The sequence below is a fragment of the Streptomyces sp. NPDC054956 genome (assembly GCF_053609185.1).
Genome location: NZ_JBSGXB010000168.1, coordinates 1 through 16,645, shown reverse-complemented (window position 1 = coordinate 16,645; position 16,645 = coordinate 1). Strand labels below are relative to the sequence as shown.

Sequence of the window (16,645 nt, the reverse complement as noted above, 5' to 3'; positions counted from 1 at the left end):
GTAGCGCTGACGCGGGAAGCGGAAGGCCAGGATGGCCATGTCGTCCGAGGCCGGCTCGGCGGCGAAGCGTTCCACGGCGCGCAGGACGCGCGAGGCGACGGCGCCGGCGGTGAGGCCCGTACAGGTGGTGAGGACCTCGGCGAGGCCGTCGTCGCCGAGCATGCGGGTGCCCTCGCGGCGTTCGGTGACGCCGTCCGTGACGCAGAGCAGGACGTCGCCCGGGTCCAGGGTGAGGGTCTGCTCGTAGAGCTCCAGGTCGTCCAGGACGCCGAGGAGCGGCTGGGGGTCCGCCGCGGGGAGGACCTCTCCGTTCGGGCGCAGGCGCAAGGGGAGCGGGTGGCCCGCGCAGACGACCTTCATGAGGGCGCTGCCGTCGGGCTGGGGGTGGAGCTCTCCGTAGAGGAGGGTGAGGAAGCGGCTGCGGGCACCCTCGTCGAGGATCGCCGCGTTGAGGCGTTCCAGTACGGCCGGGCCGCCGAGGCCCTCGCGGGCCAGGAGGCGCAGGGCGTGGCGGGCCAGGCCGGTGACGGCGGCCGCCTCGGGGCCCGTACCGCAGACGTCGCCGATGGCGAATCCGTAGACGCCGGGGCGGATCGGGAAGACGTCGTAGAAGTCGCCGCCCACCTCGTTGCCCTCGCCGGCGGCCCGGTAGATGACCTCGACCTCGATGCCGGGGATGGCGGGGGAGCCGGGGGGCAGCAGGCTGCGCTGGAGGGAACGGCTGATGGCGGTGCGCTCGGAGTAGAGGCGGGCGTTGTCCAGGGCGAGCGCGGCGCGGCGGGAGAGGTCCTCCGCGAGTTCGAGGATCTCCTGGCGGAAGTGCTCCTCGGAGGGTTTGCCGAGGGTCAGCATGCCGATGACGCGGTTGCGGGCGAGGAGGGGGAGGACCACGGTCTCGCCGCCGACCGCGAGGGCGGTCGAGGGCCAGGGGCGGGCGCCGGCCTCGCGGACCGGTTCGGGCGGGCTGACGCGGGAGAGCAGTTCCTTGAGGCCGTCGATGCGTTCCTCGTCCTCGTGGAGCACGTAGGAGAGGTACGGGTCGGAGGACTGGTCGGCGATGGTGTAGACGGCGCACCAGGTGGCGAGGGTGGGGACGGTCATCTGGGCCATGAGGGCCAGGGTCTGGTCCCGGTCGAGGGTGCCGGCGAGCAGGTCGGAGGCCTCGACCAGGAAGGAGAGGGAGCCGCGGCGCAGCCGTTCGAGCTCGCCGAGCCGGGCGGACTCGACGGCGAGGGCGATGCGGTCGGCGGCGAACTGCAGGCGCAGGGCCTCGTCGTTGGAGTAGCGGCCGGGGGCCTCGGTGGCGACGCCGAGGGAGCCGGTGAGGCGGCCCTCGACCTTGAGGGGGACGGTGACGGCGGAGCGCATGCCGGTGTTCTCCAGGAGCGGGACGGCTCCGGGGACGACGGCGAGGTCGTCGTGGACGGCGGGCATGCGGGCGCTGCCGTACCGGTTGGTGCCGGCCTCGACGGGGACGCGGGCGAAGCGCTGGCGGGTGGAGGGCAGACCGGTGGTGGCGCGGACCTCCAGCTCGGTCTCGTCGTCGGTGGCCAACAGGAGGAAGGCGGAGTCGGCGTCGAGGAGGTCGCGGGCGCGTTCCACGGTGCGCTGGAGGAGGCCGTCGAGGTCGTCGGGGGCGGGGGAGCCGATGAAGATCTCGAAGGGGTCCGTGGGCCGGGAATCGGCGAGGTGTCCGCCGTCGGCGGGGACGCGTACGGGGCTCATGAGCAGGGCGCGCTCGTCGTCGTGGACGAGGAGGCAGACGATGGAGGGCTCGCCGTGGGCGTCGCGGACCCGCAGGTGGGAGGCGTAGACGGGGATGACGCGGCCGTCGGCGCCGCGGATGCCGTAGCTGCCCTCCCAGCGGGACAGGCGCAGGGCCTCGGCGATGCCGGTGCCGGTGCCGGGGGTCTGCGGCCAGGCGGCGAGTTCGGCGAGGGGGCGGCCGACGGCCTTCTCGGCGGGGTGGCCGAAGACGATCTCGGCGTCCTCGTTCCAGGCGCAGATGGTGTCGGTGGCGTCGATCTGGAGGACGGCGACGCGGACGCGGCTGTCGGCGAGCGGGAGGAGCTGGTCGGGGACGACGGGGCCGGCGGACCGGGTACCGACCGGACGGTCCGGCATGTCGAGCCGGAACCACACGTGCTTTTGGGTGGCGGTGTACTCCACGCCCCAGCGGGTGGCGAGGGCGGCGCAGAGCATCAGCCCGCGGCCGTTCTCGCGGTCGGGGTCGGCGTACGGGCGCTCGCCGGGGTGGTGGAGGGGGAGTTCGCGTTCCGGGTAGCGGTCGGCGACCTCGACCCGTACGCCGTCCCCGGTGCGCAGGCACAGGACTTCGGCGCGGGTGCCGGCGTGGACCACGGCGTTGGTGACGAGTTCGCTGGTGAGGACCACCGCGTCGTCGACGATGTCCGCGAAGCCCCAGCCCTGGAGGGTGTCGCGGACGAACGCGCGGGCGGCGGCGACCGAGCGCCCGAGGGGATCGAAACTGGCAGCCGCCCGTGCCGTGATCACGAGTCTCCTTCGACGCGGTGGACAGTGGGTGCCAGGTTACTTACCTTCGCGGTCGCCATGGTGCCGTCGTCGGGGAATCCACCCGCAGGGTGCGGCCGGTGTGCGATGGTGCCGGAGTGTTATGGCCGGGTTCGGCCAGGGTGAAACACTGGGCAGGCTTGGAGTCAGGTACTTAATGGGCACAGGTTGATGAGCAAGGTGCCCGGTGGAACAGCGGTCGACCCTTTCGGGAGGGACACGGTGGAGTCTGGCGCGGCGGTGCGGCGTACGGGAACGCGCCCGAAGGGCGGACGGTCCCGGCGGGGAGTGACGACGGAGGTCGATACCGCGGCCCTGAACAGGCTGCTCACGGCCCTGGTGTCGATGCGGGACGGGAACTTCCGCAAGCGGCTGACGGTGTCCGGCGAAGGCGTGATGGCGGAGATCGCCGCCGTCTACAACGAGGTCGCCGACCGCAACCTCCACCTGACCGGAGAGCTGTCCCGGGTGCGGCGCATGGTGGGCCGCGAGGGCAAGCTGAGCGAACGGCTGGAAACCGGTGCCTGCGAGGGCTCCTGGGCGGCCGCGATCGACGCCTCCAACCAGCTCGTGGACGACCTGGCCCGGCCCGTGTCCGAGGTGGGCCGGGTGCTGTCCGCGGTCGCCGAGGGCGATCTCGACCAGCGGATGGACTTGCGGACGCAAGCGGCCGAGGGGGCCGGGCATCCGCTGCGCGGGGAGTTCCTGAAGGTCGGGCGGACGGTCAACAACCTGGTCGACCAGCTCTCCGCGTTCACCGACGAGGTGACGCGGGTGGCGCTGGAGGTGGGTACCGAGGGCAAGCTCGGCGGCCAGGCCCAGGTGCGCGGAATGTCCGGATCCTGGAAGGATCTGACCGACTCCGTCAACACGATGGCGTACCGGCTCACCGCTCAGGTGCGTGACATCGCTCTCGTGACGACGGCGGTGGCGAAGGGCGATCTGTCGCGCAAGGTCACGGTGCACGTGGCCGGCGAGATGCTCCAGCTGAAGAACACCGTGAACACGATGGTGGACCAGCTGTCCTCGTTCTCGTCCGAGGTGACCCGGGTGGCCCGCGAGGTGGGCACCGAGGGCGAGCTCGGCGGCCAGGCGAAGGTGCCCGGGGTCGCGGGCGTGTGGAAGGACCTCACCGACTCCGTCAACACGATGGCGGGCAACCTGACGGCCCAGGTGCGCGGGATCGCGCAGGTCACGACGGCCGTCGCCAACGGAGACCTGTCGCAGAAGGTGCGGGTCAGCGCGCGCGGCGAGGTCGCGCAGCTGGCCGAAACGATCAATCAGATGACCGAGACGCTGCGGACCTTCGCGGACGAGGTCACGCGCGTGGCGAGCGAGGTCGGCGCGAAGGGCCTGCTCGGCGGTCAGGCGCAGGTGCCGGGTGCGGCGGGTACGTGGAAGGACCTCACCGACTCGGTGAACACGGTCTTCCGCAACCTCACCACGCAGGTGCGCGACATCGCGCAGGTGACGACGGCCGTGGCCAACGGCGACCTGTCGCAGAAGGTCACGGTCAACGTGGCCGGCGAGATGCTGGAGTTGAAGAACACCGTCAACACGATGGTGGACCAGCTCCAGTCCTTCGGTGCCGAAGTGACCCGCGTGGCCCGCGAGGTCGGTGTCGAGGGCGAACTGGGCGGCCAGGCGCAGGTGCCGGGTGCGGCCGGTACGTGGAAGGACCTCACCGACTCGGTGAACACCGCCTTCCGCAACCTCACCGGGCAGGTCCGCAACATCGCGCAGGTGACGACGGCGGTGGCCAACGGCGACCTGTCGCAGAAGGTCACCGTGGACGTCTCCGGCGAGATGCTCCAGCTGAAGAACACCGTGAACACGATGGTGGACCAGCTGTCCTCCTTCGCCGACCAGGTCACGCGGATGGCCCGTGACGTGGGCACGGAGGGCCGGCTCGGCGGTCAGGCGCGGGTCGAGGGGGTGTCCGGCACGTGGAAGGAGCTCACCGACTCCGTCAACTTCATGGCCGGCAACCTGACCTCCCAGGTGCGCCAGATCGCCCAGGTGACCACGGCCGTGGCGCGCGGTGACCTGTCGCAGAAGATCGACGTGGACGCCCGCGGCGAGATCCTGGAGCTGAAGAACACCATCAACACGATGGTCGACCAGCTCTCGGCCTTCGCGGAGCAGGTGACGCGGGTGGCCCGTGACGTGGGTACGGAAGGCCGGCTCGGCGGTCAGGCGCAGGTGCCGGGCGTGGCCGGCGTGTGGCGCGACCTGACGGACTCGGTGAACGGCATGGCCGGGAACCTGACCTCGCAGGTGCGCAACATCGCGCAGGTCGCGACGGCGGTGGCGCGCGGCGACCTGTCGCAGAAGATCGACGTGGACGCGCGCGGCGAGATCCTCGAGCTGAAGAACACCCTCAACACGATGGTCGACCAGCTCTCGAACTTCGCTGAGCAGGTGACCCGGGTGGCCCGCGAGGTGGGCACCGAGGGCATCCTGGGCGGCCAGGCGGAGGTGAAGGGCGTCTCCGGCACCTGGAAGGACCTCACCCAGTCCGTCAACTTCATGGCGAACAACCTGACGTCGCAGGTGCGCAACATCGCCGAGGTGACGACGGCGGTCGCCACGGGCGACCTCTCCAAGAAGATCACCGTCGACGCCAAGGGCGAGATCCTGGAGCTCGTCACCACCGTGAACACGATGGTGGACCAGCTGTCCTCCTTCGCGGAGCAGGTGACCCGGGTGGCCCGCGAGGTGGGTTCCGAGGGCATCCTCGGCGGTCAGGCCCGGGTGCGCGGGGTGACCGGCATCTGGAAGGACCTGACCGACAACGTCAACCTGATGGCCAACAACCTCACTTCGCAGGTGCGCAACATCTCGCAGGTCTCCTCGGCGGTGGCCAACGGCGATCTGACGAAAAAGGTCACCGTGGAGGCGCGCGGCGAGGTCGCGCAGCTCGCCGACACCGTGAACACGATGGTCAAGACCCTGTCGTCGTTCGCCGACGAGGTCACGCGCGTGGCCCGCGAGGTGGGTACGGAGGGGCGCCTGGGCGGGCAGGCGCACGTGCCGGGGGTGTCCGGGACGTGGAAGGACCTCACCGACTCGGTGAACTTCATGGCCTCCAACCTCACCGGTCAGGTGCGGCAGATCGCCATGGTCACGACCGCCATCGCCAAGGGCGACATGACCAAGAAGATCGACATCGACGCGCGCGGCGAGATCCTCGAGCTCAAGACCACCATCAACACGATGGTCGACCAGCTGTCGTCGTTCGCCGACCAGGTGACCCGGGTGGCCCGCGAGGTGGGTACCGAGGGCATCCTCGGCGGCCAGGCCCGGGTCCGGGACGTGGACGGCACCTGGCGGGACCTGACCGAGTCGGTGAACGAGATGGCCGGGAACCTCACCCGGCAGGTGCGTGCCATCGCGGCCGTCGCCACGGCGGTGACCCGCGGCGACCTGAACCTCAAGATCGACGTGGACGCGGCGGGCGAGATCCAGGTCCTCCAGGACAACCTGAACACGATGATCGCCAACCTGCGCGACACGACCCTGGCCAACAAGGAGCAGGACTGGCTCAAGGGCAACCTCGCCCGGATCTCGGCCCTGATGCAGGGCCGCCGCGAGCTGGACGACGTGGCCTCGCTGATCATGAGCGAGCTGACCCCGGTGGTCTCCGCGCAGCACGGGGCGTTCTTCCTGGCGCTGCCGGCCGGCGGCACCACCGAGATCGGGACCGACGGGGGCGCGGACGGCTCGTACGAGCTGCGGATGCGCGGGAGTTACGCGTACGCCGGCGGCCAGATGCCCATCTCCTTCCGGCCGGGTGAGGGACTGATCGGGATGGTGGCCGAGGAGAAGCGGATGGTTCTCATCGAGAACACCCCGCCCGGCTACCTGAAGATCTCCTCCGGGCTGGGCGAGGCCCCGCCGGCGCACGTGATCGTGCTGCCGGTGCTCTTCGAGGGGAAGGTGCTCGGCGTCATCGAGCTGGCCTCCTTCCAGCCCTTCACGCAGATCCAGAAGGACTTCCTCAGCCAGATCGCCGAGATGATCGGTACGAGCGTCAACACGATCTCCGTCAACTCCAAGACGGAGATGCTGCTCAAGCAGTCGCAGGAGATGACCGAGCAGCTGCGCGAGCGCTCCGACGAGCTGGAGAACCGGCAGAAGGCCCTCCAGGCCGCCAACGCCGAACTGGAGGAGAAGGCCGAACTGCTGGCCCAGCAGAACCGGGACATCGAGGTGAAGAACACCGAGATCGAGGAGGCCCGGCAGGTCCTGGAGGAGCGCGCCGAGCAGCTCGCGGTCTCGATGCGCTACAAGTCCGAGTTCCTGGCGAACATGTCCCACGAGCTGCGGACCCCGCTCAACTCCCTGCTGATCCTGGCCAAGCTGCTCGCGGACAACGCGGACGAGAACCTCTCGCCGAAGCAGGTGGAGTTCGCCGAGACCATCCACGGGGCCGGCTCGGACCTGCTCCAGCTGATCAACGACATCCTCGACCTGTCGAAGGTCGAGGCCGGGAAGATGGATGTCTCGCCGACCCGGATCGCGCTGGTGCAGCTCGTCGACTACGTGGAGGCCACCTTCCGGCCGCTCACCGCGGAGAAGGGGCTCGACTTCTCGGTACGGGTCTCTCCGGAGCTCCCGGCGACCCTGCACACCGACGAGCAGCGGCTGCTGCAGGTGCTGCGCAACCTCCTGTCGAACGCGGTGAAGTTCACGGACACCGGGGCGGTGGAGCTGGTGATCCGGCCCGCCGGCGCGGACGTGCCCCTGGCGATCCGCGAGCAGCTGCTGGAGGCGGGTTCGCTGCGCGAGGCGGACGCCGACCTGATCGCCTTCTCGGTGACCGACACCGGGATCGGGATCGCGGCGAGCAAGATGCTGGTGATCTTCGAGGCGTTCAAGCAGGCCGACGGCACCACCAGCCGCAAGTACGGCGGCACCGGCCTCGGGCTGTCCATCAGCCGGGAGATCGCCCGGCTTCTGGGCGGGGAGATCCACGCGGCGAGCGAGCCCGGCCGCGGTTCCACCTTCACGCTGTACCTGCCGCTGCACCCGAGCGAGCTGCCCCCGCAGGGGTACGCGCCGCCGACGCCCGGCGGCGGGCGCGCGGAGCTGTACCGCCGCCCGGCGGCCGAGGAGGCGCGGCCCGCGCTGCCGGCGGCCCCGGCCGAGCAGGGCCCCGTAACGCCCGTGCAGCCGGTGGCGCTGCCACGTGCCGGGGAGCCGGTGGGGCAGGGGTCCTCGGCGTTGTTCCGGCGGCGGCGCAAGGCCTTGAGCGAGCCGATGCTGCGGGCGGAGGTGCCGGGGCAGGGCGACGCGGACGCGTGGGCCGTGGAGGAACCGCTGCCGGTGGCACCGCGGACGTACGACTTCCACGGCGAGCGGGTGCTGATCGTGGACGACGACGTGCGCAACGTCTTCGCGCTGACCAGCGTGCTGGAGCAGCACGGGCTGGCGGTGCTGTACGCGGAGAACGGCCGGGAGGGCATCGAGGTCCTGGAGCAGCACGACGACGTGGCGCTGGTGCTGATGGACATCATGATGCCGGAGATGGACGGGTACGCGACGACCTCGGCGATCCGGCGGATGCCGCAGTTCGAGGGGCTGCCGATCATCGCGCTGACGGCGAAGGCGATGAAGGGGGACCGGGAGAAGGCGATCGAGTCCGGAGCCTCGGACTACGTGACCAAGCCGGTGGAGCCCGACTATCTACTGTCGGTCATGGAAGGGCATATGCGCGGAAACTGAGGCGTGATCGGGCGGGCGGAGAGGGACTCCCGAGGGAACCTTCTGCCCTCCCACCACGTTTCCGCTTCGTGCACAGTGACATCTTGGTGACAGGGTGTGGCGATCTCGGGACTGGGGCTACGATGACCGGCACAAGGACGGACGGCGCAAGGATGCCATCCTCTGGGGCGGGGCCCGGCGCACAGGCCGGTGCCAGGAGCCGGGGAGGCCCCATGCCGGGGCGAGGAGGACAGGGCATGGTGCAGAAGGCCAAGATCCTCCTGGTCGACGACCGGCCGGAGAATCTGCTGGCGCTGGAGGCCATCCTCTCCGCGCTCGATCAGACACTGGTCCGGGCGTCGTCGGGGGAGGAAGCGCTCAAGGCGCTGCTGACGGACGATTTCGCGGTCATCCTGCTGGACGTGCAGATGCCGGGCATGGACGGTTTCGAGACGGCCGCGCACATCAAGCGGCGGGAGCGGACCCGGGACATCCCGATCATCTTCCTCACCGCGATCAACCACGGTCCGCACCACACCTTCCGCGGGTACGCGGCGGGCGCGGTGGACTACATCTCCAAGCCCTTCGACCCGTGGGTGCTGCGGGCCAAGGTCTCGGTGTTCGTGGAGCTGTACACGAAGAACTGCCAACTGCGCGAGCAGGCGGCGCTGCTGAGGCTCCAGCTGGAGGGCGGCAGCTCCAACGGCTCGGCGGACGGCTCCAAGGAGACGGCCGGCCTGCTGGCCGAGCTCTCCGCGCGGCTCGCCGCGGTGGAGGAGCAGGCGGAGGCGCTGACCAAGCAGCTCGGCGAGGAAGCCGCCGATCCGGCGGTGGTGGCGACCGCGGCCCACCTGGAACGCAAGCTCACCGGACTGCGCAGGGCGCTCGACGCGCTGGAGCCGGGGACCGGGGGCGCCGCTCCCGTGCTGCCCGCGCAGGGCTGAGCGAGGCCTCGGGGCCCTTCCCCGGGTCCGCCTGGCGATCCGTCAGGTCTGGTGGTGCGTCAGGGCGGGGCCCGGGCGCGGGCGTCTCCCGGCGCCGGCCGGGGACGACACGAACGGGTGAAGGGGTGGGCACGCGTGTCCACCGGGGCGCGCACCGGTAACCTCGGGCCCATGGCCTCAAGTACGTCCGGTAAGGGTTCCCAGAGCACGGCGGGCACCGCGAAGGGCCGCACCGGCCGTACGACGGCGCCGGCGAAGAAGGCTGCCCCCGCGCGCAAGCCGCCCGCGAAGAAAGCAGCTCCCGCCAAACGCGGCCCGGTCAAGAAGGTCGCGCCCAAGCCGGCGCCGTCCCCCACCGGGGGCGTGCTGCGGCTGGTGCGCGCCGTCTGGCTCGGCATCGCGCACGCGGTCGGCGCGGTGTTCCGCGGTATCGGCCAGGGTGCGAAGAACCTCGATCCGGCCCACCGCAAGGACGGCCTCGCGCTGCTGCTGCTCGCGCTCGCGCTGATCGTCGCCGCCGGGACCTGGTCGAACCTGAGCGGGCCCGTCGGAGAACTGGTCACCATGCTGGTGACGGGCGCCTTCGGACGGCTCGACCTGCTCGTGCCCATCCTGCTCGGCGTCATGGCGGTACGTTTCATCCGCCATCCCGAACAGGCCGACGCCAACGGCCGGATCGGCATCGGGCTCTCCGCGCTGGTCATCGGAGTCCTGGGGCTCGTACACATCGCCTGCGGGGCACCCGGGCGCGACGAGGGCACCACCGCCATGCAGGACGCGGGCGGGCTGATCGGCTGGGGCGCCTCCAAGCCGCTGATCTTCACCATGGGCGCGCCGCTGGCCGTGCCGATGCTGGTGCTGCTCACGGTCTTCGGACTGCTGGTGGTCACCGCCACCCCCGTCAACGCGATCCCGCAGCGGCTGCGGCGCGCGGGCATCCGGCTGGGGGTCATCGCGCCGAACGAGTACGACGAGGGGTACGGGGAGCAGGCGGAGAGCTCCGCCCGGCACGACGCCGAGCAGTGGCGGGCCCGTTCCGCCGAGAGCGGTCCGGCGGGGTCCCCGGACGCGGCCGAGGAGGAGGCTCTCGCCCGGCGCCGGCGCCCGCGGCGGTCCGCCGCCCGGCCGGCCATGCACCGCGAGATGGACGCCGTCGACGTGGCGGCCGCGGCCGCCGCCGCCCTGGACGGGGTGGTCTACGGCGGGATGCCGCCCTCCCCGCTGGTCGCCGACCTCACGCACGGCATCTCCGTGGAGCCCGAGGGCGTGGAGATCACCGCTCCCGTGCCCGCCGCTCCCGTGCCGGCCGCGCGCGAGGAGAAGCCCGCCGCGGCCGCGGCGGCCCCGCCGCACGACACCACGGCGGCGGCCTCCGGGACGCTGTCGGTCCCCGACCTGACCAAGGCCCCGCCTCAGACCCAGGCGCTGCCGCCCCGCGCCGAGCAGCTCCAGCTGCGCGGGGACATCACGTACTCCCTGCCCTCCCTGGACCTGCTGGAGAAGGGCGGGCCGGGCAAGACCCGCAGCGCCGCGAACGACGCGGTGGTCGCCTCGCTGACGAACGTCTTCATGGAGTTCAAGGTCGACGCGAAGGTCACCGGGTTCACCCGGGGCCCGACGGTGACCCGCTACGAGGTGGAGCTGGGGCCGGCCGTGAAGGTCGAGCGGATCACGGCGCTGGCGAAGAACATCGCCTACGCGGTGGCCTCGCCCGACGTGCGCATCATCAGCCCGATCCCGGGCAAGTCGGCGGTCGGCATCGAGATCCCGAACACCGACCGCGAGATGGTCAACCTGGGCGACGTGCTCCGGCTGGCGGACGCGGCCGAGGACGACCACCCGATGCTGGTGGCGCTGGGCAAGGACGTCGAGGGCGGCTACGTCATGGCCAACCTCGCGAAGATGCCGCACGTGCTCGTCGCCGGTGCCACGGGCTCCGGAAAGTCCTCCTGCATCAACTGCCTCATCACCTCGGTGATGGTGCGGGCGACGCCGGAGGACGTCCGGATGGTGCTGGTCGACCCCAAGCGCGTGGAGCTGACGGCGTACGAGGGCATCCCGCACCTGATCACGCCGATCATCACCAACCCGAAGCGGGCCGCCGAGGCGCTGCAGTGGGTCGTGCGCGAGATGGACCTGCGCTACGACGACCTGGCGGCGTTCGGGTACCGGCACATCGACGACTTCAACCAGGCGATCCGCGACGGCAAGATCAAACTGCCGCCGGGCAGTGAGCGGGAGCTCAGTCCGTACCCGTACCTGCTGGTGATCGTCGACGAGCTCGCCGACCTGATGATGGTGGCCCCGCGCGACGTGGAGGACTCCATCGTCCGCATCACCCAGCTGGCCCGCGCGGCCGGCATCCACCTGGTGCTCGCCACGCAGCGGCCCTCGGTGGACGTGGTGACCGGTCTGATCAAGGCGAACGTGCCCTCACGGCTCGCCTTCGCCACGTCCTCGCTCGCCGACAGCCGGGTCATCCTCGACCAGCCGGGCGCGGAGAAGCTCATCGGCAAGGGCGACGGGCTGTTCCTGCCGATGGGCGCGAACAAGCCGGTCCGGCTGCAGGGCGCCTTCGTCACCGAGGACGAGATCGCCGGGATCGTGCAGCACTGCAAGGACCAGATGGCGCCGGTCTTCCGCAACGACGTCACGGTCGGGCAGAAGCAGAAGAAGGAGATCGACGAGGAGATCGGCGACGACCTGGACCTGCTGTGCCAGGCGGCGGAACTGGTGGTCTCCACGCAGTTCGGGTCCACGTCGATGCTCCAGCGCAAGCTGCGGGTCGGCTTCGCGAAGGCGGGGCGGCTGATGGACCTGATGGAGTCGCGGGGGATCGTCGGGCCGAGCGAGGGCTCGAAGGCGCGCGACGTGCTGCTGAAGGCCGATGAGCTGGACGGAGTGCTCGCGGTCATCCGGGGGGAGACTTCCGAGTAGGGGGCGGGACGCGAAAGGGGAGGGGGGAGCCGTTTCTCCTGGGGCCGCGTCCAGTTGAGGGAGGTGGCGGCGCTTTCCGGGCCGCCGCACCGGGCGGGAGCCCCCTGGCCATTCGTATGGCGTAGGAAGGCCCCCCTCCGGTTGCCCCACCCTTTCGTCACCCCCCTAGACTGGACATCCAGCAGGTGGCTACACGCTCGAAAGGCGCCCTCGTGTCCATCGGCAACTCCAACTCCCCCGAAGAAGAGCGGCCTTCGACCGACGACCGGTCCGAGGACCGCATCGTCGAACGTTCCGTCGAAGAGCCGTCGATCGGGACGGCCCTCAAGAAGGCCCGGATCGCCGCCGGGCTGACTGTCGACGAGGTCAGTTCCACCACCCGCGTGCGCATTCCGATCGTGCACGCGATCGAATCCGACGATTTCACGCGCTGCGGCGGCGACGTCTATGCCCGCGGCCACATCCGTACGCTCGCCCGCGCCGTGGGACTCGATCCGGCACCCCTGATCGAGACCTACGACGCGGCCCACGGCGGCCGGCCGGCACCCACCCCCGCCGCGCCGATGTTCGAAGCCGAGCGCATCCGCCCCGAGCGGCAGCGGCCCAACTGGACCGCCGCCATGGTCGCCGCCATCGTCGCCGTGATCGGCTTCGTCGGCTTCAGCGCCTTCGGCGGCGGCGACGACAAGGACAAGCGGCCCGTGGCGGAAGGTTCCGCCGCCCCGAAGCCCGCACCCACGCCGAACACCGGGAAGCCCTCGGTCCAGGCACCTCAGGCGCCCCAGGCCCCCAAGCCCGAGCCCTCGAACAGCGCCATCGCCGCCGCGCCCAAGGACCTCGTCACGGTCGTCCTGACGGCCAACGACGGAGAGAGCTGGATCTCGGCCAAGGACCACAGCGGCCGGCTCCTCTTCGACGGCACTCTCGCGCAGGGCGAATCGAAGACGTTCACGGACAAGGAGTCCATCGACCTCGTGCTCGGCGACGCCGGGGTCGTGAAGCTCTTCGTGAACGGCAAGGAGATCAAGGACGAATTCCAGCCCGGACAGGTGGAACGTCTCACATACACCAAGGACGACCCGCGTCAGGGACCGGCCCAGGCGGGCTGACCAGCGAGGAATAGAAAGTTCCGGATCCCCGGGGTGCCGCGCCGCACCCCGGGGATCTTGTCGTACCGGGATGGGAGGCGGGGGGCGGCGCCGGGACGAAGTAGTCTTGAGTCCATGCCCGAACGCCGTACCGTCGCCCTTGTCACTCTTGGCTGCGCCCGTAACGAGGTGGACTCGGAGGAGCTCGCAGGCCGCTTGGCGGCGGATGGCTGGGAGCTCGTCGAGGACGCCGCCGATGCGGACGTAGCCGTCGTCAACACCTGCGGCTTCGTCGAAGCCGCCAAAAAGGACTCCGTAGACGCCCTGCTCGAGGCCAACGATCTCAAGGATCACGGCCGCACGCAGGCCGTCGTAGCCGTCGGCTGCATGGCCGAGCGCTACGGCAAGGAGCTCGCCGAAGCGCTCCCCGAAGCCGATGGCGTCCTCGGCTTCGACGACTACGCCGACATCTCCGACCGCCTCCAGACCATCCTCAACGGCGGCATCCACGCCTCCCACACCCCGCGCGACCGGCGCAAGCTGCTGCCGATCAGCCCCGCGGCCCGCCAGGACGCCGAGGTGGCGCTTCCCGGCCACGCCCAGGAGCCCGCCGAGGCCCCCGCCGACCTCCCGGACGGGCTCGCTCCCGCCTCCGGGCCGCGCGCGCCCCTGCGCCGCCGCCTGGACAAGAGCCCGGTCGCCTCGGTCAAGCTCGCCTCCGGCTGCGACCGGCGCTGCTCCTTCTGCGCCATCCCGTCCTTCCGCGGCTCCTTCATCTCGCGGCGCCCCAGTGACGTGCTGGGCGAGACGCGCTGGCTCGCCGAGCAGGGCGTCAAGGAGATCATGCTGGTCTCCGAGAACAACACCTCGTACGGCAAGGACCTGGGCGACATCCGCCTGCTGGAGACCCTGCTGCCCGAGCTGGCCGAGGTGGACGGCATCGAGCGCGTCCGCGTCAGCTACCTCCAGCCCGCCGAGATGCGGCCCGGCCTGATCGACGTACTGACCTCGACCCCCAAGGTCGTCCCGTACTTCGACCTCTCCTTCCAGCACTCGGCCCCCGACGTGCTGCGCGCCATGCGCCGCTTCGGTGACACCGACCGGTTCCTGGAGCTGCTGGACACCATCCGCACCAAGGCCCCGCAGGCCGGCGTCCGGTCCAACTTCATCGTCGGCTTCCCCGGCGAGAAGGAATCGGACTTCGCCGAGCTGGAGCGTTTCCTCACCCACGCGCGGCTCGACGCCATCGGCGTCTTCGGCTACTCCGACGAGGACGGCACCGAGGCCGTCACGTACGAGAACAAGCTGGACGAGGACACCATCGCCGAGCGCCTGGCCCACATGCAGCGCCTCGCCGAGGAGCTCACCTCGCAGCGCGCGGAGGAGCGGATCGGGGAGACCCTGGAAGTACTCGTCGAGACGGTCGTCCCGATCGACGAGGCGGAGGAGGGCGAGGGAGCCTACGGGCGCGCCGCCCACCAGGCGCCCGAGACCGACGGGCAGGTCGTCTTCACGGACGGCGCCGGACTGGTCCCCGGGCGTATCGTCACGGCGAAGGTGGTCGGCACCCTGGGCGTGGACCTGGTGGCCGAGCCCCTGGGCGTCGATCTTGAGGAGGCGGCCGGATGACCGGAGTCCCGGCATCTGCGGCGGGCGGGACCGGCCGCCGGCCCGCGCCCGGCGCGAAGCTGGGCGCCGCGGCGGTCAACCAGGCCAGCCTGTGGAACATCGCCAACATCCTGACGATGATCCGGCTGGTCCTGGTGCCGGGATTCGTGATGCTGCTGCTCGCCGACGGGGGATACGACCCCGTCTGGCGGGCGCTGGCGTGGGCGGCGTTCGCCGTCGCCATGATCACCGACATCTTCGACGGGCACCTGGCCCGTACGTACAACCTGGTCACGGACTTCGGGAAGATCGCCGACCCCATCGCCGACAAGGCGATCATGGGGTCGGCTTTGGTGTGTCTGTCGTGGCTCGGCGACCTGCCCTGGTGGGTGACCGGAGTGATCCTCGGCCGGGAACTCGGGATCACTCTCCTGCGTTTCTGGGTCATCAGGTACGGGGTGATTCCCGCGAGCCGGGGCGGCAAGCTCAAGACGCTGGCTCAGGGCACGGCCGTGGGCATGTACGTGCTCGCGCTGACCGGGCCGCTGGCGACCATGCGGTTCTGGGTGATGGCGGTCGCCGTCGTCCTGACGGTGGTCACCGGTCTGGACTACATCCGGCAGGCGGTCGTGCTCCGGCGCAAGGGACTGGCCGCGGAGCGTGCCGCGCGGTGAGTGGCGCGGTAACGCAAGAGGCGGGTGATTCTTCGGTGACGGGTGATGCGGTGCGGAATGCCGTGAAGGCTTCCGGGGACACCGGGGCGGTCGCGGCCGATGTGCTGCGCCTGCTCGCGGAGAGTAACGGAACGGTCGCTGTGGCGGAGTCGCTGACCGGCGGCATGGTGGCCGCCGAGCTCACCTCCGTCCCCGGGGCCTCCCGGTCCTTCCGCGGCTCGGTCACGGCGTACGCGACCGAGCTGAAGCATCAGGTGCTCGGCGTGGACGCGGAGCTGCTGGCGGCCGAAGGTGCGGTGAACGCGCAGGTCGCGGAGGAGATGGCGGCCGGAGTGCGGCGCGTGCTGGGTGCCTCCTGGGGCATCGCGACCACCGGAGTGGCCGGTCCGGACGCGCAGGACGGCCGGCCGGTGGGCACCGTTTTCGTCTCCGTGGCGGGTCCCGGGAGCAGGAAAACGGCCCGGCTGAGGTTGAAAGGCTCCCGCGCGGAAATCCGTAGGGAGAGTGCACGGACAGTGCTCGAGCTACTCGCGAGCGAACTCCGCGAGAATCTGCGGGGGCAGGATACGGAACAGGACGGGGGGATTTGATGTTTGCAGCCCTGAGTGAACACGACATCGCTCCCCGCACGGCCGCCGCGCGAGGCGGTACGGTGGGGCGTGAAGGTTACGGCTACACGGTCAGAGGAGGGAGCCACCGATGATTCTGCTCCGTCGCCTGCTGGGTGACGTGCTGCGTCGGCAGCGCCAGCGCCAGGGCCGTACTCTGCGCGAAGTCTCCTCGTCCGCCCGAGTTTCGCTCGGCTATCTCTCCGAGGTGGAGCGGGGGCAGAAGGAGGCATCTTCCGAGCTGCTCTCCGCGATCTGCGACGCGCTTGACGTACGGATGTCAGAGCTGATGCGTGAAGTCAGCGACGAGCTGTCGCTCGCCGAGCTGGCACAGTCGGCCGCGGCAAGCGAACCGGTGTCCGCACCGGTCCGCCCGATGCTCAATTCGGTGTCCGTGGCCTCGGTCACGGGTGGCCCGGAGCGGGTGACCATCAAGGCGCCCGTGGAAGCGGTGAATGTCGTAGCCGCGTGACGCGTTCTCGAGCGTGCTGAGCGCGTAGTGGTCACGCCATGAGCGTGCGAGTGTGGCCGGAGCCCCGGCCGGTGCC

The 16,645-nt window shown here is 70.7% G+C and carries 9 protein-coding genes; 8 read left to right on the top strand and 1 reads right to left on the bottom strand.

Annotated elements, in window-relative coordinates:
* Positions 1–2,514, bottom strand: a 2,514-nt coding sequence (locus ACWGDE_RS24060; protein ID WP_453391075.1) for a SpoIIE family protein phosphatase, incomplete at its 3' end; no start/stop codon positions are given.
* A gap of 240 nt (positions 2,515–2,754) precedes the next feature.
* Here ACWGDE_RS24060 and ACWGDE_RS24055 point away from each other — a divergent pair.
* From ACWGDE_RS24055 to ACWGDE_RS24020, 8 genes are all read left to right on the top strand, one after another.
* A complete protein-coding gene (locus tag ACWGDE_RS24055) occupies positions 2,755–8,259 on the top strand; it encodes a HAMP domain-containing protein (RefSeq protein WP_453391074.1) in 5,505 nt (1,834 codons plus the stop codon).
* A 236-nt stretch (positions 8,260–8,495) separates the two neighbouring features.
* Positions 8,496–9,182, top strand: a complete 687-nt coding sequence (locus ACWGDE_RS24050; RefSeq protein WP_453391073.1) for a response regulator — start codon at positions 8,496–8,498, stop codon at positions 9,180–9,182.
* Positions 9,183–9,353: 171 nt separating this feature from the next.
* Positions 9,354–12,119, top strand: coding sequence for a DNA translocase FtsK (locus tag ACWGDE_RS24045; RefSeq protein WP_453391072.1), 2,766 nt, complete (start codon positions 9,354–9,356; stop codon positions 12,117–12,119).
* Between the two features lie 212 nt (positions 12,120–12,331).
* The gene (locus ACWGDE_RS24040) at positions 12,332–13,228 is read left to right on the top strand and encodes a helix-turn-helix domain-containing protein (RefSeq protein ID WP_453391071.1); all 897 of its coding nucleotides are present in this window, start codon (positions 12,332–12,334) and stop codon (positions 13,226–13,228) included.
* A 114-nt stretch (positions 13,229–13,342) separates the two neighbouring features.
* Positions 13,343–14,836 (top strand): 30S ribosomal protein S12 methylthiotransferase RimO, encoded by a 1,494-nt coding sequence (gene rimO, locus ACWGDE_RS24035; RefSeq protein WP_453391070.1) that lies wholly within the window; start codon positions 13,343–13,345, stop codon positions 14,834–14,836.
* Positions 14,833–15,489, top strand: a complete 657-nt coding sequence (gene pgsA / locus ACWGDE_RS24030) for a CDP-diacylglycerol--glycerol-3-phosphate 3-phosphatidyltransferase (protein WP_453391069.1) — start codon at positions 14,833–14,835, stop codon at positions 15,487–15,489. Before rimO ends, pgsA begins: the two co-directional genes overlap by 4 nt.
* 62 nt (positions 15,490–15,551) lie before the next feature.
* Positions 15,552–16,079 (top strand): CinA family protein, encoded by a 528-nt coding sequence (locus ACWGDE_RS24025; RefSeq protein ID WP_453391076.1) that lies wholly within the window; start codon positions 15,552–15,554, stop codon positions 16,077–16,079.
* Between the two features lie 109 nt (positions 16,080–16,188).
* Positions 16,189–16,569: a helix-turn-helix domain-containing protein gene (locus ACWGDE_RS24020; protein ID WP_112451800.1), complete on the top strand. Its 381-nt coding sequence runs from the start codon at positions 16,189–16,191 to the stop codon at positions 16,567–16,569.
* Positions 16,570–16,645 lie beyond the last annotated feature (76 nt).